The sequence below is a fragment of the Candidatus Borrelia undatumii genome, from assembly GCF_020882015.2.
GTDB lineage: Bacteria > Spirochaetota > Spirochaetia > Borreliales > Borreliaceae > Borrelia.
The window spans coordinates 724,772-748,339 of sequence record NZ_CP086555.2 but is presented as its reverse complement, the minus strand read 5'-3'; the positions used below and the strand labels follow the sequence as shown (position 1 = coordinate 748,339).

The 23,568-nt window shown below is 34.6% G+C and carries 27 protein-coding genes and 3 tRNA genes; 4 read left to right on the top strand and 26 right to left on the bottom strand.

What is annotated here, in order from left to right; translation table 11 throughout:
• Positions 1–4: 4 nt before the first annotated feature.
• The 5 genes from mltG to LKV13_RS03585 form a co-directional block, all read right to left on the bottom strand.
• On the bottom strand, positions 5–1,039 hold the full coding sequence (gene mltG / locus LKV13_RS03605) for an endolytic transglycosylase MltG (protein ID WP_229089450.1): 1,035 nt from the start codon (positions 1,037–1,039) through the stop codon (positions 5–7).
• A 129-nt stretch (positions 1,040–1,168) separates the two neighbouring features.
• Positions 1,169–1,250 (bottom strand) — tRNA-Tyr (locus tag LKV13_RS03600).
• A gap of 3 nt (positions 1,251–1,253) precedes the next feature.
• Positions 1,254–1,327: transfer RNA gene (locus LKV13_RS03595), tRNA-Thr, on the bottom strand.
• 69 nt (positions 1,328–1,396) lie between these two features.
• Positions 1,397–1,720: a hypothetical protein gene (locus tag LKV13_RS03590; RefSeq protein WP_229089449.1), complete on the bottom strand. Its 324-nt coding sequence runs from the start codon at positions 1,718–1,720 to the stop codon at positions 1,397–1,399.
• A 5-nt stretch (positions 1,721–1,725) separates the two neighbouring features.
• Positions 1,726–3,486, bottom strand: coding sequence for a DUF5312 domain-containing protein (locus tag LKV13_RS03585; protein WP_229089448.1), 1,761 nt, complete (start codon positions 3,484–3,486; stop codon positions 1,726–1,728).
• A gap of 118 nt (positions 3,487–3,604) precedes the next feature.
• Here LKV13_RS03585 and LKV13_RS03580 point away from each other — a divergent pair, with 118 nt between their 5' ends.
• On the top strand, positions 3,605–4,837 hold the full coding sequence (locus tag LKV13_RS03580) for a CCA tRNA nucleotidyltransferase (RefSeq protein ID WP_306701198.1): 1,233 nt from the start codon (positions 3,605–3,607) through the stop codon (positions 4,835–4,837).
• On the opposite strand, the gene rnc is transcribed toward LKV13_RS03580, so the two are convergent.
• From rnc to LKV13_RS03505, 15 genes are all read right to left on the bottom strand, one after another.
• Positions 4,809–5,525 (bottom strand): ribonuclease III, encoded by a 717-nt coding sequence (rnc, locus tag LKV13_RS03575; RefSeq protein WP_229089442.1) that lies wholly within the window; start codon positions 5,523–5,525, stop codon positions 4,809–4,811. The two genes, LKV13_RS03580 and rnc, sit on opposite strands and share 29 nt — an antisense overlap.
• 20 nt (positions 5,526–5,545) lie before the next feature.
• On the bottom strand, positions 5,546–5,788 hold the full coding sequence (acpP, locus tag LKV13_RS03570) for an acyl carrier protein (RefSeq protein WP_229089441.1): 243 nt from the start codon (positions 5,786–5,788) through the stop codon (positions 5,546–5,548).
• A gap of 22 nt (positions 5,789–5,810) precedes the next feature.
• Entirely contained in the window at positions 5,811–5,993 is a 183-nt protein-coding gene (rpmF, locus tag LKV13_RS03565; protein WP_229089439.1) for a 50S ribosomal protein L32, read from the bottom strand.
• Positions 5,994–6,043: 50 nt separating this feature from the next.
• Entirely contained in the window at positions 6,044–6,541 is a 498-nt protein-coding gene (gene coaD, locus LKV13_RS03560) for a pantetheine-phosphate adenylyltransferase (protein ID WP_229089436.1), read from the bottom strand.
• Between the two features lie 2 nt (positions 6,542–6,543).
• A complete protein-coding gene (locus tag LKV13_RS03555; protein ID WP_229089434.1) occupies positions 6,544–7,074 on the bottom strand; it encodes a hypothetical protein in 531 nt (176 codons plus the stop codon).
• 287 nt (positions 7,075–7,361) lie between these two features.
• Positions 7,362–7,721 carry a 50S ribosomal protein L19 gene (gene rplS / locus LKV13_RS03550; protein ID WP_229089733.1) on the bottom strand — a complete coding sequence of 120 codons (360 nt, stop codon included), beginning with the start codon at positions 7,719–7,721 and terminating at the stop codon, positions 7,362–7,364.
• A complete protein-coding gene (trmD, locus tag LKV13_RS03545) occupies positions 7,699–8,418 on the bottom strand; it encodes a tRNA (guanosine(37)-N1)-methyltransferase TrmD (protein ID WP_229089432.1) in 720 nt (239 codons plus the stop codon). Before trmD ends, rplS begins: the two co-directional genes overlap by 23 nt.
• Entirely contained in the window at positions 8,415–8,915 is a 501-nt protein-coding gene (gene rimM, locus LKV13_RS03540) for a ribosome maturation factor RimM (protein ID WP_229089430.1), read from the bottom strand. Before rimM ends, trmD begins: the two co-directional genes overlap by 4 nt.
• Positions 8,916–8,918: 3 nt before the next feature.
• Complete coding sequence (locus tag LKV13_RS03535) at positions 8,919–9,167, bottom strand: KH domain-containing protein (RefSeq protein WP_229089428.1); 249 nt, start codon at positions 9,165–9,167, stop codon at positions 8,919–8,921.
• Between the two features lie 9 nt (positions 9,168–9,176).
• A complete protein-coding gene (gene rpsP / locus LKV13_RS03530) occupies positions 9,177–9,428 on the bottom strand; it encodes a 30S ribosomal protein S16 (protein ID WP_229089422.1) in 252 nt (83 codons plus the stop codon).
• A complete protein-coding gene (gene ffh, locus LKV13_RS03525; protein WP_229089420.1) occupies positions 9,425–10,774 on the bottom strand; it encodes a signal recognition particle protein in 1,350 nt (449 codons plus the stop codon). The genes rpsP and ffh overlap by 4 nt, the downstream gene beginning before the upstream one ends.
• Before the next feature lie 58 nt (positions 10,775–10,832).
• The gene (gene badR / locus LKV13_RS03520) at positions 10,833–12,041 is read right to left on the bottom strand and encodes a host adaptation transcriptional regulator BadR (protein ID WP_229089419.1); all 1,209 of its coding nucleotides are present in this window, start codon (positions 12,039–12,041) and stop codon (positions 10,833–10,835) included.
• 331 nt (positions 12,042–12,372) lie between these two features.
• Positions 12,373–12,681 (bottom strand): DUF898 domain-containing protein, encoded by a 309-nt coding sequence (locus LKV13_RS03515; RefSeq protein WP_229089418.1) that lies wholly within the window; start codon positions 12,679–12,681, stop codon positions 12,373–12,375.
• A gap of 79 nt (positions 12,682–12,760) precedes the next feature.
• Complete coding sequence (fusA, locus tag LKV13_RS03510; RefSeq protein ID WP_229089415.1) at positions 12,761–14,770, bottom strand: elongation factor G; 2,010 nt, start codon at positions 14,768–14,770, stop codon at positions 12,761–12,763.
• A 125-nt stretch (positions 14,771–14,895) separates the two neighbouring features.
• Complete coding sequence (locus LKV13_RS03505; RefSeq protein ID WP_229089413.1) at positions 14,896–15,420, bottom strand: Dps family protein; 525 nt, start codon at positions 15,418–15,420, stop codon at positions 14,896–14,898.
• Between the two features lie 69 nt (positions 15,421–15,489).
• On the opposite strand from LKV13_RS03505, the gene LKV13_RS03500 reads away from it, so the two are divergent.
• Positions 15,490–15,942, top strand: a complete 453-nt coding sequence (locus tag LKV13_RS03500; RefSeq protein WP_229089412.1) for a CAP domain-containing protein — start codon at positions 15,490–15,492, stop codon at positions 15,940–15,942.
• Between the two features lie 42 nt (positions 15,943–15,984).
• Positions 15,985–16,058: transfer RNA gene (locus tag LKV13_RS03495), tRNA-Val, on the top strand.
• 54 nt (positions 16,059–16,112) lie between these two features.
• Here the strand turns inward: LKV13_RS03495 and mvk are convergent.
• Genes mvk through LKV13_RS03465 form a run of 6 tightly spaced genes read right to left on the bottom strand, consistent with a single transcriptional unit; the run spans position 16,113 to position 22,392 of the window.
• Positions 16,113–17,006, bottom strand: a complete 894-nt coding sequence (gene mvk / locus LKV13_RS03490; protein ID WP_229089410.1) for a mevalonate kinase — start codon at positions 17,004–17,006, stop codon at positions 16,113–16,115.
• Between the two features lie 6 nt (positions 17,007–17,012).
• Positions 17,013–17,951 carry a GHMP family kinase ATP-binding protein gene (locus LKV13_RS03485; RefSeq protein WP_229089409.1) on the bottom strand — a complete coding sequence of 313 codons (939 nt, stop codon included), beginning with the start codon at positions 17,949–17,951 and terminating at the stop codon, positions 17,013–17,015.
• A complete protein-coding gene (gene mvaD / locus LKV13_RS03480) occupies positions 17,942–18,880 on the bottom strand; it encodes a diphosphomevalonate decarboxylase (protein ID WP_229089404.1) in 939 nt (312 codons plus the stop codon). Before mvaD ends, LKV13_RS03485 begins: the two co-directional genes overlap by 10 nt.
• A complete protein-coding gene (locus tag LKV13_RS03475; RefSeq protein ID WP_229089400.1) occupies positions 18,877–20,130 on the bottom strand; it encodes a hydroxymethylglutaryl-CoA reductase, degradative in 1,254 nt (417 codons plus the stop codon). The genes mvaD and LKV13_RS03475 overlap by 4 nt, the downstream gene beginning before the upstream one ends.
• Positions 20,127–21,185 carry a type 2 isopentenyl-diphosphate Delta-isomerase gene (gene fni / locus LKV13_RS03470; RefSeq protein ID WP_229089398.1) on the bottom strand — a complete coding sequence of 353 codons (1,059 nt, stop codon included), beginning with the start codon at positions 21,183–21,185 and terminating at the stop codon, positions 20,127–20,129. Before fni ends, LKV13_RS03475 begins: the two co-directional genes overlap by 4 nt.
• A complete protein-coding gene (locus tag LKV13_RS03465) occupies positions 21,169–22,392 on the bottom strand; it encodes a hydroxymethylglutaryl-CoA synthase (protein WP_229089396.1) in 1,224 nt (407 codons plus the stop codon). Before LKV13_RS03465 ends, fni begins: the two co-directional genes overlap by 17 nt.
• Positions 22,393–22,484: 92 nt before the next feature.
• On the opposite strand from LKV13_RS03465, the gene mnmA reads away from it, so the two are divergent.
• Positions 22,485–23,564, top strand: coding sequence for a tRNA 2-thiouridine(34) synthase MnmA (mnmA, locus tag LKV13_RS03460; RefSeq protein ID WP_229089394.1), 1,080 nt, complete (start codon positions 22,485–22,487; stop codon positions 23,562–23,564).
• The last annotated feature ends 4 nt before the right edge of the window (positions 23,565–23,568 follow it).

Genomic DNA, 23,568 nt, shown 5'->3' with positions numbered 1-23,568 from the left:
TTCTTTAATCCTTGGTAACAAAATTGTGCATATAACTACTTGCCGATAATAGATGGTCACTATAATCTGAAGAGAATTTATGAGCTCCAGTCTTGGGATTTTTTAAAACAAAAAACAAGTAGTCCGTATTATCGGGGAAAAAGGCCGCACACAAAGACACAGCACCAGCATTAGAGATTGGAGTTGGAGGATAACCCCTATTAACATAAGTATTATAGGGGGACTTAATCTCTAAATCTGAAAAATAAATCCTCCTAGGATGAGGCTTTTTCAATTCTTCAGTGATAACATACTCGATTGTAGCACAAGATTGCAACGCCATATTAAACTCTATCCTATTGTAAAAAACAGATGCCATTACCGCTGCTTCGCTCTTAACCCTATACTCTCTCTCTACAATAGAAGCAATAATTACCCTACTATAAAGATCCTCACTAGAATAAGACTTATAATCTATTCCCATTGAAACGAGTCTGCTAAAAAAATTACCAACAAATGCTTTAATTATCTCCCTCATATCCATCCCCTCATAAAATTTATAAGTATCTGGAAATAAAAATCCTTCAAGAGAATAATAATCAAGCCCAAGCTCACTGATAAATCTAGCATCATTTATCAAATCAATAAAACTTTGAGCATCACCAATAATACCAAATTCATTAAGTTTTAAAGCTATTCTTCTAACCGTATACCCTTCCGGTATAGTAACGCTAATATCAAGGGCGGGGTTACCCTTCAAGAGCTTCTTATACACCTCAAAAGTTGAAAAATTTTTACCAATTAAATGTTTGCCTTCTTTAAAATTCCCATCACTACCAAAAACATAGGAAATAACCATCAACAGTTTTTCAGACCTAATAAAGCCTTGTTTTTTAAGCTCTCCAGCTATTCTCTTGACCCCCCATCCTCTTTGCACCTCAAATTCACACAACGCCTCAGACGCGGAAGGAGAAGAGTTTAGAAAACAGACAAAAAACAACAAAACACAAACCACAGCAACAAAGATGATAGAGGAAACAAAAACTTTTTTTATCTTCATAAGAACTCAAATCCTACCCAAGAGAGAGTAACATCAACAAGCCCTGCTCAAAATTCAAAAAAACCCACCGCCTCTTTGCGAAAAGGACACCACCTCCAAGAAAAACAAATCCCCCATAAGACCCTCTACTGGGGAGGGTGGGATTCGAACCCACGTAGGCAATGCCAACAGATTTACAGTCTGCCCCGGTTAACCACTTCGGTACCGCCCCAAAAGCCGACTGTCGGATTCGAACCGACGACCTGCGGTTTACAAGACCGCTGCTCTGGCCAGCTGAGCTAAGTCGGCATAGCACTAACGGCTAGTCTATAATAAACAAAGTATATTAGTCAATAGTGATTTTTAAAAATCAATAACTTACATGCCAATAGAAAGAAAAATTTTTATAAAAAAAGAAAAAAAACAAACCAAAAAACTAGAAACCAAAACTAAATAATACTTAGTCTTTTTCCCAATAATCAGATAAAGAAATACTAATCTAGTAGCCTCTATCCCAAAAGAAACAGAGCTTAATGCAATTGCAAAATCAAGAGAAAATTGCTGAAAGGAGTGCATAAAAACATTGTAAGCTCCCGCTAAAAACATTAACAGACTGAGCAAAGAATTGAGAAATAGCGTTATTACTAAACCTCTAACAAAAACTGACAATAATCTAAATTTATATACATTAAAAGACCTCATAATAATTACAAACTCCCAAGTATAAAAAGAGTTTGATCTATAAGAGGTACTACATTACTAATAACGTGAGCTAGACTAATTTTTTCGTTATCTCCTATAGACAATTTATAAGAAACGCCTAGAGCACTCTGTATGAAAGCATTATTATTCTCCAAGAGGAGAATATATTTTTTTCTGAGGTCAGTAAAAAAATCTACAAAATTAAGAACTAATTTTTCAAGATAGCAACTTTCATTCAAGCACCACTCCAAAATCTCGCTTCTACAAGAATCGTCAATTCCTTCTTGCATACATCTCTCATACTCTTCATTTTTATTATTAATTTTAAAATAAAAATCACAGACCTCTCTTCTTAAAGCATCAATACCCTTCTCAAGAGCGACGTAGGAGCTTCTTATCTCAACACTAGTTACTAGTACCACGTTATTCACGGCTTTTAACACCTCAATCATTCTTACGTCATAAACAGTTTTAAAAAACTCATTAAGAAAGTAAAGTTTCTTGAAATTAGAATATCCAATTTCAAGACCTACAAAGATTGCACTACTTAACTCCGTAATGACGCTATGATTCTTAATTAAATTTTTAATTTCTTTATTAGCAAGATTCTTTAAATCCATAACATGATTTCTAACAATTTGACCACTAACGTTTAAGAACAAAATATTTTCATAAAAACTTTTCAAATCTAGAGAAGAAACACACTTATTAGGCTGTAAAATCGGATTTTTATAATAAAGTTTAAATATTTCCAAATAAGGCAAAGATTTTGCCAGACTTATAACCTTTGACATAATGCTTAAAACATTTTTATAAATTATATCAAACTTTAAAACCCCCTCTTCCCCAAAAACATTAACCTTATTTGAATCTATTGTTAAAAAATAATTTCTAACAATAATCTTCAAGATTTCTTCATTTACCTCAATACGTCCTAAAGTATGCAAAAGGTCAAAGAAACAATTAAAATACTTATCAACACTTTCAAAACTAGCACTGCCTGAACCATTAAAGTTAGTAATGTTTAAATTTGCATCATCTAAAAACTCTATATCAAAGAAAGAAAAAAAAGACTTGTAAGGAAAAAATGCAACGCTGTTTAGTACATAAAAAAACTCAAATATATCTTCCACAGTTTTATAGGTTTGCAGAGGAATTGAGTTAAGGTAAGCATTAATTTTTGTTTTAATGCTATCCTCTAGTTCATTCAGACTTTTGTTTTTTTTCAAATACTTCTCATATTCTTCTTCATCCACAAAATCCTTGATTTTATGCTCAAAATTAGGGATTTTACTATTAATAACTTCAAAAATTGCCTGTTCAACAACATTTCTATCATCTAAAATCTTAAAAAATTTCTTAAGCTTCACAGAATAACGATAAAATCCAAAAAACATTTCTACAAAACCCATATACAGAATGCCCCTCTTAAAATCTATTACAGGATTTTTGCAACTCTTATTTACTTTATTTTCTAAATTTTTTAGAAAATAAGTCTTATAGATCTCTTCTCTACTAACTTCTCTTTGGAAAAAGTGTAAAACATATATCCATATCCTTATCAAAAAAGGCTCTCCCACCAAGTGATCTGATAGAAAACTTTCAGCCCGTGATACAGAATCTGAATCCAAACGATCGAAATTATTTATGAATAATCCAGAAGAATTTAAGCTTAGGTTTTTTTTAATTTCTTTTATTAGCCTCATCCTCGTTTCCTTAGAAAGCTTATCAATGGAATCATGTATATCAATCTCAATCTTACTCATAAAACCTCATTTATAAAAACTAAATCAAAATCCAACAAATACTTCTTATAACTTTAAAGATAAATTAGAATTGCAGTCTGCTCTCGAAAAGTAGTATCTCAACATGGTATATTTTGATATGAATTTAGGTTCCAATAGCAAAGACATAATAAGAATTGGTAAAATTTTTAGTAATAACAACTATGAATTTTTCCTAGTAGGAGGGGCCTTAAGAGATCTGCTTCTTAAGAGGACACCTTATGATTTTGATTTTACAACTAATGCAACCCCGGAAGAAATAATGAAACTATTTCCAAACAACATAAAAACAGGTGTTAAGCATGGAACAATAAGTATAATCTTTAATAAAAAAATTTTTGAAGTTACAACCTATAGAATAGATAAAGAATATAAAAATAAAAGATCTCCCCACAAAATAGAATTTACAAAAAACTTAAACGAAGACCTAAAAAGAAGAGATTTTACAATAAACTCAATTGCAATGAACATACTCAACAAACAAGTAATAGATCGTTACAATGGTAAAAGAGATATTAACAAAAAAATAATCAAGTGCATAGGTGACCCTAACAGAAGGTTTGAAGAAGATGCTCTCAGAATATTAAGAGCATCAAGATTTGCATCTACTCTTGGCTTTAAGATAGATAAGCAAACATTAATATCTATGAAATACAAAAAAGAAAACGTTTTATTCTTATCGAAGGAAAGAATAAACAACGAATTTATTAAACTTTTAGAAGGAAAAAATCCAATAAAGGGCATTAACTACCTACAAAAAGTAAATTTTTTCAAGTACTTCTTTAATATGGAAATAAATAAAAAATTAAAAAATAAAATTAAACTTTTAGACAAAAAAAATTTTTATCTAAAAGCAATAGTTGTTCTTACGATCAAAAAAGACATCTCATCCTTAAGAGAAACTTTAAGATTCTTAAAATTCTCAAACAAAGATATAAAATTAATCTTGTTCTATAAATGCATCTTTAATGAAATTCAAACTCTTAAAATAAAAACGCCAGGAGATATCAGAATACTCTTAAGCAAAGCAACCAAAGAAAGCTACAAAGAAATACTTGATATATACAAAGCTCTTAGGGGTAAGAACCATAAGCTTAAACTCATATTGAGTAAAATAAAAAGCAAAAACCTAACAAACAACCCTCTATCTATTAAAGAACTAGCAATAAATGGCCACGAAATCAAAAAACTCAAAACAACAGACGACAAAAACATCGGTCAAATCTTAAACGACCTATTAAAAAAAGTGTTAAACAACCCTGAGCTAAACAGAAAAGAAACTCTAATAAAATATGTAAAAAAAGTTAAAGATCAATACTATCAACATTCTTAAGCGCCATCTCAGCAGCTCTCATCTCAGCTTCTTTTTTAGATTTCCCTCTGCCATTTGATATAAACTTATCGTTGACGTAAAGCTCCACGCAAAAAACCTTATTATGGTCTGGTCCCACTTCTTTAGCTAATTTGTAACTGGGTGAAATTTTATATTTTTTTTGAACATATTCCTGAAGAAGACTTTTATAGTCCTTAAAATCCCCACGATTAAACATCAACTTTATATGAATATCAAAAAGCCCTACAACAAAAGCTGAAGCTTTTAAAAACCCACCATCAAGATAAAGAGCACCAACAAAAGCCTCAATAGCATCAGCAAGAATACCCTTCTTATTACGCCCATCATTGCTCTCCTCCCCTCTGCCAAGCAATATATAACTTCCAAGATCAAGCTCCCTAGCAATACTAGAAAGAGACTCCTCACTGACAATGTAAGACCTAGCTTTACTAAGCTCCCCCTCGCTCTTATCGGGGTATAACCTATATAAGTAATCCGTGATAATAAGGTTGAGAACAGAATCCCCCAAAAATTCCAATCTTTCATTATTAATGGATCTTTGATCTAGCTCATTAGCATATGACGAATGACTTAAAGCCGTATTTAGCAAACCAAAATCACTAAAGTCAATATGCAAACTTACCAAAAATTCATCTAATTGCTTCCTCCGCCCCTCCTCAAACTTCATCTTAACAGAACCCCTTTTAGTCAATCCTTCCTCTTCTCGATAAAGGTGACAACATCACCTACCGTCTCAAATTCACTGGCCTCATTTTCTGGAATCTTATCATCAAACGCTTCCTCTAGTAAATACAAAAGCTCATAAATGTCAAGACTATCCGCCCCAAGATCTTCAACAAATCTAGACTCCATATTGATCTCATCTTCTCTCTTATCAAGCTGCTCAGATATAATAGACCTAATCTTCTTAAAAATTTCACTTTGTTCCATAAATATACAATCCTCGTCCTACCTATAAACCCAACTCTAGGTACTGATTATTTCTGTAATAACCACACTTCAAGCAAAGTCTATGCCTCACCCCAAGGTTGCCACAGTTCGAACATTCCTGCAGCTGTGGCACTTTTTTTCTCATATTTATACTACGCCTCGTCCTACTTCTAGACTTTGAAGGCTTAAACTTCGGAACGGCCATTTTCTTGTCTCCTCACAAACAACAAATTTATCTTAATAATATATATATTATTAAGACCATTTGTCAACAAACTTGAATTTTAACTTATTTTGGACTAGCTCCGGAACAAAGCTAGAAAGATCAAAATTTTTATTTTTTATTAATTCTTTAACAAAATCCGATCTCACAAATAAATACTTAGTGCTGCTTGGCAAAAAAACTGTATCCACCGCAGAGCTAAGTTTGCTATTAATAACATATCTCTCAAACTCACACTCAAAATCATGAAAAGCCCTAATACCTCTTACAATAAAACCAACACCATTCCTTAGAGCATAATCAACAACCAATCCATCGTGTCTATCCACAAATACCTTCGAAATGGATAAAGATCTCATAACCTCACAAGTAAGCTCATACCTCTCAGCATCGCTAAACAAATAACTTTTATTACTATTTTTAGCGACAAGAACAATAACCTCATCGAAAATAAACGATGCCCTTTTGACTAAATCAATATGCCCCCAAGTAATGGGATCAAATGAGCCAGGAAACACTGCTATTCTCATAATCAATAAAATCTAAATCCTTTACTCATCTCCTCAAAGACTTTTTTTCGCCAAACAGGACGATCCTCCAAATTTTCAAAATCAATTTCCCTAATTATTTTAAAAGGTAAATTATTCCCTCTAATAAGCCTGTTTACAACAAAAAACTTACCAATACCCCTGTATACCAAATCTTCACCCTTTAAGAGGTTATTATCCGTTCTTATCTTATTAACAGCACAATTAAAATGTATAGGCTTGCATTCATTGTCAAAACTCACAGACATACAAGAAGCAATATCCTTGATTTGCTTCTCACACATAGGACAAACCTTTTTATCAACTAATCGAGTTCTAAATCTCTTTTCTAACGGCCTATTAGTCTTGTGATTTCCCATTTTGTTAAAATGAGCACTACCAGACTTGTCACTATCACCAAAAGACCTACTCTTTTGTTTCTTAACACCAGACTCGGATCTTTTTCTCTTCCAGTATGGGATCCTACTGGTTTTTCGAAAATCTGCCCGATTTCCCTTAATTCCCTCAGACTTCAACTACTATCTCCTAAATCACCACAGCAGAACAAGCACCCTTCTTATTAAGACCGACTAGGGCAGCATAAAATCAATACACCATGAACCAGAGCCACCACTCCCTTCCTATCACTCAAACACGACATCCCAGTCTAACACAATCCCAAAAACCTCGAACAAGAACAAACCCAAGCACAAGTGAAAAATGACCCGCAACTAACCCCATAAGACAAACTGAATCAAATCAAGAATGAAAGAAAACCAAGGTACTTATTCCACAAAAATTCAATAGTATCTTTTATCAATTTTTATATGTTCTTAACATAAGTACGCTCCTTTACCTTCATAGCAGCCTTACCAATCCTACCCCTCATATAGTAAAGTTTAGCTTTTCTCACCTTCCCTCGCTTTAAAACTTGAACCTTCTCTATAATAGGAGAATGAATCGGAAACATCTTTTCAACTCCAATCCCCGAGGAAATCTTTCTAACTAAAAAAGTCCTCCCAATACCCTTGTTTTGAATAGAAATAACAAGACCTTCAAAATTCTGTGTCCTCTCATTACTTCCCTCAATAATCCTATAAACAACACGTACAGTGTCTCCTACTCTGAAACCAAAAACTTCCGTTCTCTTCCCTCTAGCCTCAATTTGCCTTATTAGATCCATCATCTTCTCCCCTAATTTCTAAATACTTAAGGTACAAATCATACCGATTCTTCCTCGTCTTTTCGACAGCCTTACCAAACCTCCACCTCTTTATTTCCTCATGATGCCCCGAAAGAAGAACGACAGGGACCTCCAGTCCCCTAAATTCATAAGGCCTAGTATAATGAGGGTATTCAAGCAAACCATATACACCGCCAAAAGACTCCTCAACCAAGGATTTCGGGTTTATTACACCATCCAACAACCTATATATGCTATCTATTAAAACAAGAGCAGCAACTTCACCCGAAGAAAGCACATAATCTCCAACTGAAATTTCAAGATCAACATACAAATCAACCACACGCTGATCAAGTCCCTCATACCTCCCACAGATTATAACAAGTTCCTTTTCTCTTGACAAGTCATATGCCAATTTCTGACTATATTTTACCCCAGACGGAGTTAAAAATATCGTAGTTTTTTCCCTTGAATTCACATAATCAAGAGCATCCGATACAGGCTGAGCCTTTAAAACCATCCCCGCCCCACCGCCATAAGAGGTGTCATCACATCTTTTATGCTTATCATTAGAAAAATCACGAATAGAGACAAGCTCGTACCTCAAAATACCCCTATCCACAACTTTCCTCATTATTGAACTTTCAAAGAACGGAGTAATTATCGACGGAAACAAAGAAAGAATTGTAATTTTCATTCTAAAAGTTCTAACACTTTAAGCTCGATAGTTTTCAACCCCATATCAATCTCACCAAGGTAAACATCTAAAAAAGGTATAAAAAACAGTCTAACTCCTGTATTAACTTCAAGAAGAGCGCAGTTCCCGCACTCCAAAAAAGAAACAACAACCCCCAACTCTTTCCCATCGTTGACAACGCTATAGCCAATAAGTTTTCCAAAATAATACTCACCTTCCTCCAATTGAGATGCAAGCTCATCACCCACCCACAACTCAAAACCAACCAAATTCCTAACGCTCTCAGGAGAATCAAATCCCTCAAACTTTAACAACGGCACACCATTAGCTAGAGTCACATTTTCAACCCTAACCTCGATTGAAGAACAAAACCCCTTCCTCAAAACTAAACTATTCCCCTTTAATCCTAAAAACTCCTCAAAACCATTGGACACATTCTTAACCTTGACATAACCATTAATTCCATAAGACGACATTATTACGCCTTTTACAAACATAAATTAGTCCAAAATTTCTAGCTGAACTCTCCTATTTGTCTTTGCAGCACATGCACTGAGTAGCGTCCTTATAGCCCTTGCAATGCGACCCCTTCTTCCTATTATCTTTCCAACATCACTCGTAGCAACCCTTAATTCCAAAATAGTTGACTTCTCGCCTTCGACCACATTCAGCTTAACCTCATCCCGCTTATCCACAAGAGATTTTACAACAAAATCTATAAGTTCTATTTCATTACCGTACTCTTTCATCAAGTCCTCCTAATCCTCCACCTTAAATCTATTTTTATTTAAAAGTCTCTTAACTGTATCGCTTGGAATAGCCCCCTTACTCACCCAATCTTTAAATCTATCCTCGTTTATTTTAGTCTGATTTTGCTTTTCAACAGGATGATAGTAACCAAGTTCCTCAATAGCCCGTCCATCTCTGGGCGAAGCAGAATCCATCACTACAATCCTATAATAAGGCCTCTTCTTTGCGCCCATCCTCTTCAATCTTATCCTAACACTCAATTTATCATTCCTCCTTTTCCTCCCAAAAGAGATGCTATCTTATTCTGAAAGCTTTTATTTTTCATTTTTTTCATCGCCAAAGTTGTCTGACTAAACTTTTTAATAAGTCTATTTACCTCAAAAACTGTAGTCCCACTTCCTAAAGCTACTCTCCTCTTCCTCGAAGGATTATTTAAAAAAACAGGATTCAATCTCTCCTTCCTAGTCATAGAATAAATAATAGCCTCCTCCCTCTTAAGCTCCCCTTCACTAATCCTAGAACCCAATATTTCAGAAGAAACACCCGGAAGCATCCCCATCAAACTAGAAACACCCCCCATATTTCTTAAGTATTTAAATTGACTCAAGTAATCCTCAAAATTAAATCCAGATTTTCTAATTTTCTCTTCAAGCTCTAAAGCTTCTTCTCTATCTATAACAGACTGGGCTTTCTCCACAAGACTCACAACATCTCCCATACCCAAAATTCGTGAAGCAACCCTATCTGGATAAAAAATATCAAGATCTTCTGGCCTCTCCCCAACACCCACAAATTTGATAGGAGCCCCACAAATAGTCTTAAGAGACATAACCGCCCCACCCCTAGAATCAGAATCAAACTTTGTAAAAATTACACCCGTAATCCCTACACTATCATTAAACTCCTTTGCAACATTTGCAGCAACCTGACCCGTCATAGCATCCGCCACCAAAACTGTCTCCACAGGAAGCAGCATTTCCTTAATTTCTTTCACTTCCCTTAACAACAGCTCTTCAACCTCAAGACGACCCCGAGTATCTACTATAACAGTATCAAAAAGCTTCACTTTAGCATATCTAATAGCTCCTCTTACAACCCTAACAGGATCCGTCTCTCCTTCAAGAGAAAAAACAGAAACACCAATCTGATCTCCCAAAATCCTTAACTGGCTAGCTGCGGCTGCCCTAAAAGTATCCCCAGCCACAAGAAGAACCTTCCTATTTTCTTTCTTAAGTCGCATCGCAAGTTTCACACAAGTTGTAGTCTTCCCAGACCCCTGAAGCCCAACCATCAAAATACACGATTGCCTGTTAACAGGATTTAAAATAAGTTCAGAATGCCTATCCCCCAAAAAATCTACAAGCCTATCATTAACAATCTTAACAAACTGAGACCCAGGATCAACATTCCTTAAAACCTTAATTCCCCTCGCCTCTTCGGCAATGGAATTTATAAAACGCCTCACCACCCTCAAATTGACATCCGCATCAACCAGAGCATTCTTAATAGTGCGTACCGCCTCCTCAATATTCCTCTCACCTATTACAGATCTTCCAGAGATATACCCTACAAAATTCTTAAAACCTATCCCTAGCTCACCAAACACTAAAAACTATCCTCATTCGCAAAATGTCACAAGGTATAAGATACAAAAAAAGAAAACATTAATCAATATCTCCTCCTGTTAAATAAAACTTATTAAAAATAACGCTAGACGCGGGCCCAATAACTGACACTTCTGTATCAAGAGAGCTAAGCTTTAATACAATACTCTCTTTATTTAACTTCTTTATTTCCTCCTTTAATAAGTCAAAAAAACTTTTAAGCTTAAAACTTTGTCCATAAAGCACCAAATAATTAAAATCAAGAATCCTTTGAATATTGATTATAACTATCGCTAAATACTTTACTGTATCCTCCATTATTTTCCGCACAAATTCATATTTTTCATGAAGAGAAAAAATATCATATATAGTAACTTTCTTAAGTCTGCCTTCATACTTGTCATAAAGTTCAGGGATCTCTCCATTCATAAACTCTTTCGATATTAAACGCTGGAGAGCAAAATTGGATATTAACATATTAACACACCCCTTATTTCCACAAGTAGGACAATTTTTCTCACCCCCATAATCAATGACCATGTGACTAACCATACCAGATTTATTATTAAATCCAGAGTAAACATTACCCTCAGACCAAATGGAGAGCTCAGCAGTATCCGTATAATCAAAAAACATGATATTATCAACATTTTTGCCCATAAATTCAGCAAGAGAAAGGTTTTTAACATAACTTTCAAGATATACTGTGAGTGAAAAATATTCCTCCAGTATAGCTTTAACAGGGACATCTCTTTCAATCCATGCTCCATGGCTATCATTAACAATCCCAGATTCCCTATCCTTAATTATTCCAGTAATACTAAACCCTAATCCAATAAACTTATCTCTTGAAAAATTATGCTTCCATATAATCTCGATCATGTGATCTTTAATTTTTTCTAAAATTTCATAAGCACTGACCGGCGGTTCAAAAGAATAAGTTTCGCTTATCAAAACTTCACACTTAAGATTTGCAATTCCTATTTGAAAATAATTACTCGAGATAATTACTCCCATCGAATATGCAAAATCCTTGTTAATATCAAGAAGTATTTCTTTTCGCCCATGTTTTTTAATATCCGTTTCCTTTGAACCAACCTCAACTAAAATATTCTCCTTAATCATCTGATTAGTAAGAATTGTAACAGCAGCATTCGTTAATGATAACCTACGGGCTAAATCTGTTCTTGAATACTGCATATTCTTCAAGCTAAGGAGTATTTTTTTCCTATTTCCACCTCTGATTGAAACCATGTTCTCACCTTGCATAACATAACCTCCTTTATTTTTAAAATAAAAAAATATTAATAATAAGACATGATATCAAAAAATCACCATAATATTCTAGTAGAACTTAAAAGACAAAAAATCTCTTTTTTAAAGACTAAAATTATATTCTAATTAATTATTAATCCCGGCAAAATACTCAAACACTAAAGCCCACTATCAAGCATAAAGTCCTAGTGCTCCAAAAAATAAAAAACGAGTACACAAAAAAACACGAACCGTGCACACTAATTTGGGCACACACGGAACATACCTTAAACAATAAAACCAAAACTAAAATGGAAAACTAAACCTACATTTTTGCAATTAAAAATCAATCTGCAAAACGTGTATGTTCAACTTTCCATTTTTCAACCTTAACTCCCATCCACAAAGCATAAATCCCAAGAGTAATAACACAAAAAACCCACCAGATGATCCAATGCCCCAAAAGATTTGCACCATCTTCTTCAAACTTCAAACGACGTCCTTCAATAACAGTGTGATCAACATGAAACTTGCACACCATACAATAAGCCCAAGGAAAACAAAATCCGAGGGTAAAACAAGTAATAACGGCCGCACCAACATATACACAAATTGATTCACAAACGCCCCCATCAAAATAAGACTTACTTGACATACTAAAACGCTCCTTAATTGATTATTTTTAATAAAAACAAAATGTTTTACCCTAATAGATACAACATTTTCAACAATAATCAATCCCACTTCTCCCTAAAGTAAGAAAATTCCATAGTAAAGGTTCCCCTTCCCTTAGTAGAGCTTCTGAGAGTAGAAGTATATCCAAAAAGTTTTTCAAAAGCTGCCTCGGCCTTTATTATCTCACAATCCTCAGTACTACTAATGGCATGAATAATTCCACCAACATAATTTAATGTAGAAACCACTTCTCCGGTATATTCAACGGGAACTCTAATCTCCAGCATCATTATAGGTTCTAGCTTAATAGGACTCGCTTTTTTAAAAAATTCATGAAACGCAAGCCCTGCTATTGACTCAATAGCAAACTCACTAATCTTACCCTTATCACAATTTAATGAAGTAATCTTAACTTCTGTGTCTATAATAGGATATCCAATAACGCCACTTGAAAGGGAAGAAGTAATCCCTTTAAGTATTGCGGCCCTGAACAAAGGCTCAATATCACATTCAAAATCAATTCTATTACCCGAGCCCCTGTCTAGAGGCGCAACAGCTATGCCAATTTTTAAATCAAGCTCTTTACCTGCAAAAATATTGCTAAACTCAAATACATCATCAATCTTTAAACTCAAACTCTCCCTATAACTCACCTGAGGTTTTCCCATATAAACGTTAAGTTTAAACTCATCTCTAATTCTTGTAATAATGATATCAAGATGTAATTCACCCATCCCGGATATAAGCAACTGCCCTGTTTCCTTGCTTTCTCTATAACTAAAAGTAGGATCTTCCCTGGCTATTATCTCAAGAACTTCTTTAAGCCTGCAATCATCAGATGTCCTTTCTGGCTCAATAGAGATTAATACAACTGGCTCTGGAAACACTAAAGGCTCAAGTAAAATTTCGTTCCCTTCCTCAACAAGAGTATCTCCTGTTACAGAGTGCTTGAGTCCAATAACTGCTCCAATATCCCCTGCTCTCACCCCATCAATCTGCTCATTTTTGTTTGAAAAAACCCTAAAAATTCTTGTAAACTTTTCGATCTTATTCCTAACAGCATTAATAACCTTTTTCGATGAATTAATTTCTCCTGCATACACCCTAATGAAATAAAGATGTGCAGCAATCGCACTAAAATATTGAACTTTAAATACGAGAGCCGATAACCTTTCCTCATTCCTAGGATCAATTAGTATATCTTTCTTCTCTTTTAAAGAATACGCATTAAAACTTTTCTCGAAAGGACCTGGAAGATAATCCACAATCGCATCCATTAAAGGCTCTATTCCAATATTCTTAAGGCTAGTTCCTATTAAAACAGGAATAATGGATCCATTAATAGTGTTCTTTCTGATCTCTTCTACTATAATAGAATCGTCAATCTCACAATTTTCAAGGAAAAGATCAGCAATCCTTTCACTAAAATCACCAAGGGAATCTATTAACCTCTCTTTAAAAACTCTAACATCTTCCGTAAGCTCTCCGCGAATTTTACTCTCAATAACAACCGGCCTACCTTCTTCAAACTCAAAGCGTAATTCCCTATTTCGAATAATATCTATTATCCCTTCAAAATTATTTTCACTTCCAATTGGAATCTGCAAAATTATTGGAATAATATTAAACTTGCTTTTTATATCTTCGACAACTTTTAAAAAATCAGCACCTACCCTGTCCATTTTATTAATATAAGCAAGTCTCGGGATATTATATTTTGAAGCTTGCTTCCACACCGTTTCCGTTTGTGCCTGTACCCCATCAACAGCACTAAAAATAACAACCCCTCCATCAAGCACACGAAGAGATCTTTCTACCTCAGCCGTAAAATCAACATGTCCAGGAGTATCAATAATATTTATCTGATGCTGCCGCCAATAACAAGTAATAGCAGCAGAGCTGATTGTAATACCCCTATCTTGCTCCTGTGCCATCCAGTCAGTAATGGTATTGCCAGAATCAACATTTCCTATCTTATGAGTTTTTCCAGTATAATATATTATCCTCTCCGTAGTAGTAGTTTTCCCAGCATCAATATGCGCCATAATCCCAATATTCCTAATTTCCATAACGACCTCGAACAAAAGACTAAAGCTATAGACTTACTATAGCTTTACATAAATTAAATACGATTATACTACCAATCAACACATATAAAACAATTCTAAACTTACCCCCGTATCATACCACAAGACTAATGCTTTTCCTTACAACATTTATCCTCACAGCATGAACATCCACAATGCCCCAGCAAAGATCTATACATCCATAAATATTTTTCAAGAGCGGCCATAATATCATCTAAAATATTAGCCGATCCATAATCAGATGCATCTTCAACAATACCTCTTATCTCAAAGATAGTTCCAAGAATGACTTCAAGATCATTAACAATGCTCTTTACTGAAAGATCAAAATTTGAGGTTGATTCTATGCTAAGTTCCTTAATAAAAGAGCTTTTAGCAAATTCAGAGTATCTAAATTCAGAATCACAACCCAATGCTCTAGATCTCTCAGCTAAAACATCAATAACCTCTGCAATGTACTCATAAAGCTTTTGTGTCCTCTTATGCATAACAAAAAAATTAACACCCTTTATATTCCAATGAATACCCCTTAAATTAGAATAAAAAACATGAAGACCCGATGACAGTTCTTGAAGCTTCCGGTTTATCTTTTTCAAGTAATCTTCTTTTAAATAATCTAAATGATTTAACATGTTGTCCCCCTATTAAGATCAGTTAGATATATGGTATGATAGTACCATTTTAGTATAGGTAGGGTAATTATGCAAAGAAAATTTATTTTAATTGTTTTAACCCTTGCAACCCAATCTATACCATTAAGTGCGGATAAAAACCTACAATTTCTGTACTCTTCAATTCATGAATTAAGGGACAGTCTAGACTTGAAAAAATTAGAAATAGATAAAACTCTTGAGATAGTCGCAAAAGAATACGTGACAAACCTTAGCAAACATAATGTATTAACCCACACTCTTTTTAGCACAACTCCATTGCAAAGAGTTAAAAAATACGACAAACATTTTTGCAGGACAAAAGAAATCCTAGCGGCGGGTATGGGTGTTAGAGATATAATAGATGCTTGGCTTAGCAGCCCACCCCACAAAGAAGCTCTTCTAAATAAGGATACAAGCAGAATGGGTGGCCACATTGTAAGTACGCAAAACAATAAAAACATATTCATAATCATCTTTGGAGAAAAATTTCAAACAAATTGACATGAATAAAACATATCCTTTATAATGTCTATTAATGTAGAGGGGTTCATAGCTCAGTTGGTCAGAGCGCCTGCCTTACAAGCAGGATGTCGGGGGTTCGACTCCCTCTGAACCCAAAGTTCCCTTTTAAGACTTGTTTTGATGGCGGCTGGGGTACCCTTGGCTGGGGCTTAAAACTTAAAAACTCTGAGCTTTAAAATTGGACTAATGTTGTTTTTCTCTAGGTCCTTGCCTAGTTCTTTTAAGGCCGTTCTAGTGTCGTGTTCATCTTTAAAGGCCAAAATAAAAGCTCCGCCTCGCCCTGCACCGCTCAACTTGCCAGCGAGAGCTTTAAATTCTTTCCCTCTTTTTATTATATAATCAAGAATATCTGAGGATACACCCAAAGACGTTAAGCAATCATTTGCAGTATTTATGTTATTTACTAATGAAGAAAAATCTCGCCTACAAAAAGCAGAATAAGAATCCCTAGCAACAGATCCTAATTCTTCAATAATCTCAAATAGCCTGTTATTAAGAGCTATTTTATGATTTAAATCAGATATTATTCTACTCGTTTCAACCTCTCTTCTTACTGCTCCTACTAGAAAGTAGAAATTACAAGGTTCTATTTTTTCAGTAATCAAAGTATTATTCTCATTTTCTAAATAAAAGGATCCATTTGACTCAATTAGCAAAATATCCATACCAGAAGACCTGCCATGGAAAACATTTTCAATTTCACGTGCCAACAAAATTTTATCGCACTTCCTATATTCATCATGCGTTAAAACATACTCGGCAAAGCATAAACTAAGACTAGCAGAAGACCCAAGACCAACTCCAACTGGAATCTCTGAAAATATTAAAAATTCAATGGGTTTAACTTTACTAAATCTATTTTTAATAAAATGCACTACCTTATCTATTTTTAAAGAAGAAACCCCTAAATACTTCCAAGAATTAGAAAAGGTATATACTAAATGCATATAAAGAGGTATTGTTGTGCCAATAACTGGAAAACCATAAACAGCACTATGTTCGCCTATTAACAATATTTTAGAAGGTTTTTTTATTACAAACATTCACTTTTAAAGTCTTACACCATCCAAATCTAAATTTATTGAACTGAGATTGAATTGATCAAAAACTTCAAAATTTGGTTTGTGAACTAAAAAAGTTTCGTTACCAGCTCCCAAAGCCTTAATTAAAGCACACTCATTTTCAAGATAAGCAAGATTTAATGGTAAATCAGCTGAAACTCCTATCCTTTTGCCAATTTCTAATCCTATTTTCTTTGCTTTCTCTAAACTAGACAGAAAACAAGAATAAGAATTACTAGAGCTAGGGACAATTTCCCTCATCACATTATTCATACTTTCTATAAAATCAATCAAAGAGGCTCTATGCTCGCCGTATTTAATAATCGCACTGGTGGTTTTCACTCCCTTACTGCCCTGCATTAAATAAAAATCACTAAGGTCCATCTTCTTTAAAAACTTATATGTGGGAATATTCCCTCCTTTAAATTGAACAACACCACCAAAGATGCTAGTGACAATATCGTATCCACTGCCCATACCCCCTTGGGCATATCTATAAGCTTCTAGACAACAAGTAAAAATTTTATCCTTTTTGGGATAAATAACGTCACCCGTCAGTAAAAAAATACCACAAACAACTCCAACAGCAACAACGGCACTAGACCCAAATCCCTTCTTCACGCCACCAGCTAAAAAAAAAACACTAGTGTCAATGTAAACATCACAAGGAACATCTTCTAGGTCAATAAAATACCTTTGTTTTAAATATCTAAACATTTTAAAAACGAAATCATCTTCATTTTCTACTAGAACAAAATCCTCTGCTTTGGTTTTTTTGCTAAAAAAGCGCCACTTATTACTCCTTTTAAGAGTAAAATAAGCCCTCTCACTAATCGCTATTGAGAGACCCAGACCACCCTCTTCCAAAATAGAATACTCACCCATTAAGAGTAAATTACCAGGTACAGAGAAATTAATTAAATCCATTTTAAACCACTGCCAACTCTTGAGACAATGAAATCAACATCTCTAAAATTTTTACTAAGTCCATCTAAAATCAATTCTAAATCTTTTTTCAAGCAAAATATCTTCACCTGTGGTCCAGCATCCATTGTCTCAAAAACAGGAATACCACTATTCCTAAGAGCATTAACATATTTTATCAACTCTATAGTATTACTTTTAAAATAAATGATAGAGGATGACAACATTAAAGCAAACATACATTGATAACTCTTCACAATATTGGGTCCAAGTCTGCAAAAGTCACCTTTTAAAAAAAAATACAAGGCTTCCTTAAATATCTCCCGGCTAGACTCAATCCAGGCATCCCAATAAAACTTGTTCTGCATGCAAAGCTTCATGGCAGCTCTTGAGGAAATCTCCTTTTCGCTCCTATCAACTATAGAAAATATTATACACAAATCATCAAAATGGTTTGAACTATTTACATGAAATGCACTTCTAGCTCCTTCCTTAAAAATCGTAAATCCACCATAAATAGCCCTGGCTCCTGAAGCCGACCCTATTCTTGCAAGTTCTGAAGCTTTTTGATGAGAATATTGATTAAAATACTTTAAAATACAGGCAGAAATAGACGCAAACCCAGAACTTGAACTTGCAAGCCCCGCGGCTGTTGGGAAATTATTTTCACTACTAACCTTAAAACCAACAGACGGCTCATTTAAGATTTTTCTTGCATAATTGAAAAATCTCTTCTCCCTCTCTTGTAAGACAACCATCTTTGAATTTAAAACTATCTCATCCCTATTTGAAATCTCAAGCTCACTTGTTGAATAAAATTTATCAACACTCACAGCAATACTGGACGTAGCTGGCAAATTAAAGAAATTATCCCTTTTCCCCCAATACTTAATTAATGCTAAACTAGCATTAACCCTACACCCAACCTTCATATTCCCCTTAGTTCCTTCAAAATCTTAAGACCAAAATCAAGAGAATAAATCTCACTACGCTTCATCCTCAATAATATTTTTTCTCTCTCATCACTGGAGATATTATAATCCCTTTCAATCATATATAAAATTTTATTAACATGTAATCTCATATGCCCACTTTGAATTCCATCAAGAGCAAGAGCCTTTAAGGCTGCAAAATTACTTGCAAGCCCTACACAAGAGAGAACCCCCATAAACTCCTTTTTACAATCTATTCCCATAATCTTAAAGCTCAGCACACCCGCTTCATGGGTACTTACAGCTCCTCCCTTAACCCCAACTTGCAAAGGAAGTTCAATCTCACCAACCAAATTATCACCCGAAACATAAAATTTACTAAGAGGTAGATACTTGCCGCTCTTTGATGCAAACTTATGTATGCAAGCCTCAAGAGCTCTTGTATCATTAAGCGTTGCCATACACAAACCCGTAATGCCATTCATAACACCCTTATTGTTAGTAACAGCACGTTCTTCTTCAAAAAAGCCTATCCTGGAAATAAGAGAAATATTTTGAGCCAAAATTAAAGACTTTTGCCTATCTTCAAGCAACTCCCCAATATTTAACCTGAAATTAGCCTTTACAGTAAAATCATCTAAATCATTGCTTAAAATTTTTAAAATACACTCATATCCAAACTCTAAAGTAAGATGATAAGCCACCCTCTCAGCTACTGAATTAAGCAAATTTGAACCCATACTATCGCAAACATCAACGTAAATATTTAACTTTTGAATACCAATTTCACCAATAAACCTAGTTGAAATCCTTCTAAATCCTCCACCCCTCTCATTCATATTGCGTAAAATAGAGCTAGACCAGGCATCAACTTTATCAAAAAGGGCAAGCATTGCATTGCTTAAATCTTTATCTGTCTTGATATAAATTTGAGCAATTCCTAATACCTCACCCACAGAATACTCCAAATTAGCATTTCTGAACACTTTAGCTGCTCCATTTAATGCAGCTATAACTGAAGATTCTTCTGTGGCAATGGGGATAGCGTAACATTTACTATTTATCCTTAAATTCTTAACAATACCAACGGGCAGGGATAAATAGCCAACATAATTCTCTATCATGCTGAAAAGAAAATCTTCATCAACAGAATCATAGAAAAAATCACCCCCACCTATCTTTAAAAGGCTTTTTATTTCTTCTTTTTTTTCTGTAGTACTTTTCTTCCTAAAATTTTCACTAAGTCTCATATAAAATCTTTGAATTGTTTTAAATTCAGTGATAAGGGATAACTTAAATAATATTTGTTTGCCCTAAGCTCTGTTGTATTTTTGCTATTACTTAAAAGCATGGCCATTTTTAAAACATATTCATAATCTCTTAAAAGCTTATACAAACCATCTTCACCACCAGCACAAAAAGCTCTAAGGATAGCAGATGCGACTCCCACTAATTTAGCTCCAAGGGCAATTCCCTTTGCAATATCTATTCCAGATTCATACCCACCCGACGCAAAAACTTTATCCTTATGGGAGTCATTAATACTCATTAATGTTAAAACTGAAGCTATGCCCCAATTAGAGAAACAAGAAGAAACACCTAAATTTTCTTCTTTAATCCCCTCAACCAAAACCCAATTAGTTCCACCGCTACCCGCAAGATCTACATAAGACACTCCAAGGTTTAACAAGCTAACAACTGATTCAGGTAACATTCCAAAACCCGTTTCCTTAACAATTACTGGTAAATTTGATGAAGAACAAAGCCTAGCAATCGCATCCTTTATTCCCTTAAAACTCCTCTCTCCCATAGAATTCATTAATTCTTGTCCCGTATTCAAGTGGACAACCACAGCGTCAACCTCAAGCCTCTTATTCATTTCAGTTATTTTCAAAGTTCCAAATTCTCTTACCTGAGTGGCACCAATATTTGAAAATAACGGAATATCATCAGCATATTTTCTTAAAGTAAAATCTTTAATATATTCGGGATATTTAAACAAAAGTTTAAAAGAGCCTAAACTCATTGGAATTTTTAAATCATTTGAAATTTTAACAAGAGACCTATTCAGTATATTTCCTTCTCTAACGCCTCCTGTCATCGATGACACAAAAACGGGCATGGCAATCTTATAGCCAAATATGCTCTCACTAGTATCTATCTCGTCAAAATCAAGCTCACTAAGCGCATCATGTTTCAAATTAACAAGACCCAAAAGGCTATCACTTTTGCTAACATCTAACTTATTTAAACAAATCCCAATATGTCTTCTCTTATTCTTTAATATATTAGGCTCGATACCCATAAACTCGGTATCCATCTTCTCTAATTTCTTTTAAATAAAACCCATCAGATTCGCTGGGAACCATCTTATTTTCCAAAAAATCCTTATATTCATCAAAATTCGCATCGTGCCTTATGGACAAAATTTTATCGACATTCCAAGTCTTAACAACAGAATAAGCATCTTCCTCAACCATAAGCTCATAAACAACCATAATATTACCAGAACCATAGGAACAAAGGAGTATTTTTCCTCCACTAATATCTTTCTTTGAAAACACTCTATTTAAATAAGAAACCAAAGATAAGAATATTGAACCTGTATACAAATTTCCAACTTCTCTGGAAGCCTCAATAGAATCATAAAAATCTATCGAATCCAAATAAGCATTACATATAGACTCATCCTCACTATAATATTTCCTCAAAATATAGTGCATTGAATCTATAGGCATCTTTGCAAAAGGCACATGTAAAATAAATCTATACCTAGAAAATAGGTCTTTAATACTCATATTTTTCTTATACGCAAAATTCGCCAAGGCCTCTTCATTTGCTCTATTGTAGCATTCAATAGAATAACGCCCTTTTACTCTTGCCTCAAGGCTTCCAAAAGGCCTAAAAAAATCATCGACATCATCCGTATAAACCCCAAATTCGGACAAATTAATAGATAACACCCTAGGATTCTGTTCAACAAGAACAGCCACAGCCCCAGCTCCCTGAGTAATCTCAGCTGTAGTAAGCCTACTGTAATGTGCAATATCACTAGAAAATATCACCCCATATTCAGACTTGTCTAGATGACTTAAAATACTTGCAGCGCTGTGCAAAGAAAGCACGGCACCTGCACACGCATGCTGTACTTGATAGCTTAAAAAATTATTCTTCAAGTAAATACCAGCAGACTCAAGAGACCCCTGAACGTAAGACGAAATTGATTTTGAATAATCTACTCCCGTTTCAGTTCCACCCAAAAACACCCTTAGCTTTTCCAAATCAAGATCATTATTGTCAAAAATAAGTTTAACAGCAGAACTAGCCATAGTAACACTATCTTCATTAGGACTTGTAAATCTAAATCCTCTCTGAAGGGTCGAATCTATTGCCATATTGAATTTTCTAAAAAAATTACTATCAGCCCTATATAGGGGATTCTCTAAAAGAACAGAAAACCCCAAATAATTAAGAGGCAAAAAAACTCTAATATCACTTATCCCTACTCGCATCGCCCCCCCTAACAAAGTGGATTTGCAGACATTATACTATAGATCATAAAAACATCAAAATCAATGTGATATAATTCGAAAAGAAATACATTATGAGAATAGCAGTACTTTTGTCTGGCGGAGTAGACAGCTCTGTGGCTCTTTATGAAATGATAAAAAGAGGGTGTAAGCATGTGACATGCTTTTATATAAAAGTATGGCTTGAGGATGAACTTTCCTACATCGGAGAATGTCCTTGGAAGGAAGACATTGATTATGTGGAGGCCGTGTGCAAAAAATTTAATGTACCGTACGACGTTATCAATCTACAAGATGAGTATTACAAAAGGGTAGTAACTTATGCTATCGAAGAATTAAGAATCGGAAACACACCTAGTCCGGACATATTTTGTAATACGAGAATCAAATTCGGTGCTTTTTTTGATAAAATCAATAAGAGTTATGATTTGGTGGTCACAGGTCATTATGCCAAAATTGAGAATAAGAACAATCATTACATACTTAAACAGGCCAAAGACAAAATAAAAGATCAAAGTTACTTTTTATCTAACCTATCCGGAGAACAGCTATCAAGACTACACTTCCCCCTAGGAGATCTGACAAAGACTGAGGTAAGGGAGTTAGCACAAAGAATAGACCTTCCCAATAAAAACAGAAAAGATAGTCAAGGGATTTGTTTTCTAGGAAAAATAAAATACGATGAATTTGTCAAATATCATTTAGGAGAACTTGAGGGTGACATCATCGAACAGGAAACGGGTAAAATACTTGGAACTCACAGTGGTTATTGGTTCTTTACGATCGGACAAAGAAAAGGTATAAAGCTGGGCAACGGTCCATGGTTCGTGACGGAAAAGGATATTAAAAACAATATCATTTACATATCCAACAGTAAAAATCACCCAAAGCAGGGGAAAAAAAATTTTCTGATCCACAGAACGAACTGGATAAATAAACCACCAGATTTTGAAAATTTGAGCGTCAAAATAAGACACGGAGAGAACAAAACGAAATGCAGAGTAAACATGCTGGAGGACGATATCATACAAGTATCCCTACAAGAAGAAGACCACGGAATCTCTCCAGGGCAGTTCTGTATATTTTATCAAGAAGACGAGTGCCTGGGGGGAGGCAAAATCCTTAAAGTTTTAAAAACACACTCCCCCACGTAGCAGA

Excerpts from the sequence above, each read along its gene's own strand:
- mltG (WP_229089450.1), bottom strand. The coding sequence starts at position 1,039 with ATGAAGATAAAAAAAGTTTTTGTTTCCTCTATCATCTTTGTTGCTGTG.
- LKV13_RS03590 (WP_229089449.1), bottom strand. The coding sequence starts at position 1,720 with ATGAGGTCTTTTAATGTATATAAATTTAGATTATTGTCAGTTTTTGTT.
- LKV13_RS03585 (WP_229089448.1), bottom strand. The coding sequence starts at position 3,486 with ATGAGTAAGATTGAGATTGATATACATGATTCCATTGATAAGCTTTCT.
- LKV13_RS03580 (WP_306701198.1), top strand. The coding sequence starts at position 3,605 with ATGAATTTAGGTTCCAATAGCAAAGACATAATAAGAATTGGTAAAATT.
- rnc (WP_229089442.1), bottom strand. The coding sequence starts at position 5,525 with ATGAAGTTTGAGGAGGGGCGGAGGAAGCAATTAGATGAATTTTTGGTA.
- acpP (WP_229089441.1), bottom strand. The coding sequence starts at position 5,788 with ATGGAACAAAGTGAAATTTTTAAGAAGATTAGGTCTATTATATCTGAG.
- rpmF (WP_229089439.1), bottom strand. The coding sequence starts at position 5,993 with ATGGCCGTTCCGAAGTTTAAGCCTTCAAAGTCTAGAAGTAGGACGAGG.
- coaD (WP_229089436.1), bottom strand. The coding sequence starts at position 6,541 with ATGAGAATAGCAGTGTTTCCTGGCTCATTTGATCCCATTACTTGGGGG.
- rplS (WP_229089733.1), bottom strand. The coding sequence starts at position 7,721 with ATGGATCTAATAAGGCAAATTGAGGCTAGAGGGAAGAGAACGGAAGTT.
- trmD (WP_229089432.1), bottom strand. The coding sequence starts at position 8,418 with ATGAAAATTACAATTCTTTCTTTGTTTCCGTCGATAATTACTCCGTTC.
- rimM (WP_229089430.1), bottom strand. The coding sequence starts at position 8,915 with ATGTTTGTAAAAGGCGTAATAATGTCGTCTTATGGAATTAATGGTTAT.
- LKV13_RS03535 (WP_229089428.1), bottom strand. The coding sequence starts at position 9,167 with ATGAAAGAGTACGGTAATGAAATAGAACTTATAGATTTTGTTGTAAAA.
- badR (WP_229089419.1), bottom strand. The coding sequence starts at position 12,041 with ATGCAAGGTGAGAACATGGTTTCAATCAGAGGTGGAAATAGGAAAAAA.
- LKV13_RS03515 (WP_229089418.1), bottom strand. The coding sequence starts at position 12,681 with ATGTCAAGTAAGTCTTATTTTGATGGGGGCGTTTGTGAATCAATTTGT.
- fusA (WP_229089415.1), bottom strand. The coding sequence starts at position 14,770 with ATGGAAATTAGGAATATTGGGATTATGGCGCATATTGATGCTGGGAAA.
- LKV13_RS03505 (WP_229089413.1), bottom strand. The coding sequence starts at position 15,420 with ATGTTAAATCATTTAGATTATTTAAAAGAAGATTACTTGAAAAAGATA.
- LKV13_RS03500 (WP_229089412.1), top strand. The coding sequence starts at position 15,490 with ATGCAAAGAAAATTTATTTTAATTGTTTTAACCCTTGCAACCCAATCT.
- mvk (WP_229089410.1), bottom strand. The coding sequence starts at position 17,006 with ATGTTTGTAATAAAAAAACCTTCTAAAATATTGTTAATAGGCGAACAT.
- LKV13_RS03485 (WP_229089409.1), bottom strand. The coding sequence starts at position 17,951 with ATGGATTTAATTAATTTCTCTGTACCTGGTAATTTACTCTTAATGGGT.
- mvaD (WP_229089404.1), bottom strand. The coding sequence starts at position 18,880 with ATGAAGGTTGGGTGTAGGGTTAATGCTAGTTTAGCATTAATTAAGTAT.
- LKV13_RS03475 (WP_229089400.1), bottom strand. The coding sequence starts at position 20,130 with ATGAGACTTAGTGAAAATTTTAGGAAGAAAAGTACTACAGAAAAAAAA.
- fni (WP_229089398.1), bottom strand. The coding sequence starts at position 21,185 with ATGGGTATCGAGCCTAATATATTAAAGAATAAGAGAAGACATATTGGG.
- LKV13_RS03465 (WP_229089396.1), bottom strand. The coding sequence starts at position 22,392 with ATGCGAGTAGGGATAAGTGATATTAGAGTTTTTTTGCCTCTTAATTAT.
- mnmA (WP_229089394.1), top strand. The coding sequence starts at position 22,485 with ATGAGAATAGCAGTACTTTTGTCTGGCGGAGTAGACAGCTCTGTGGCT.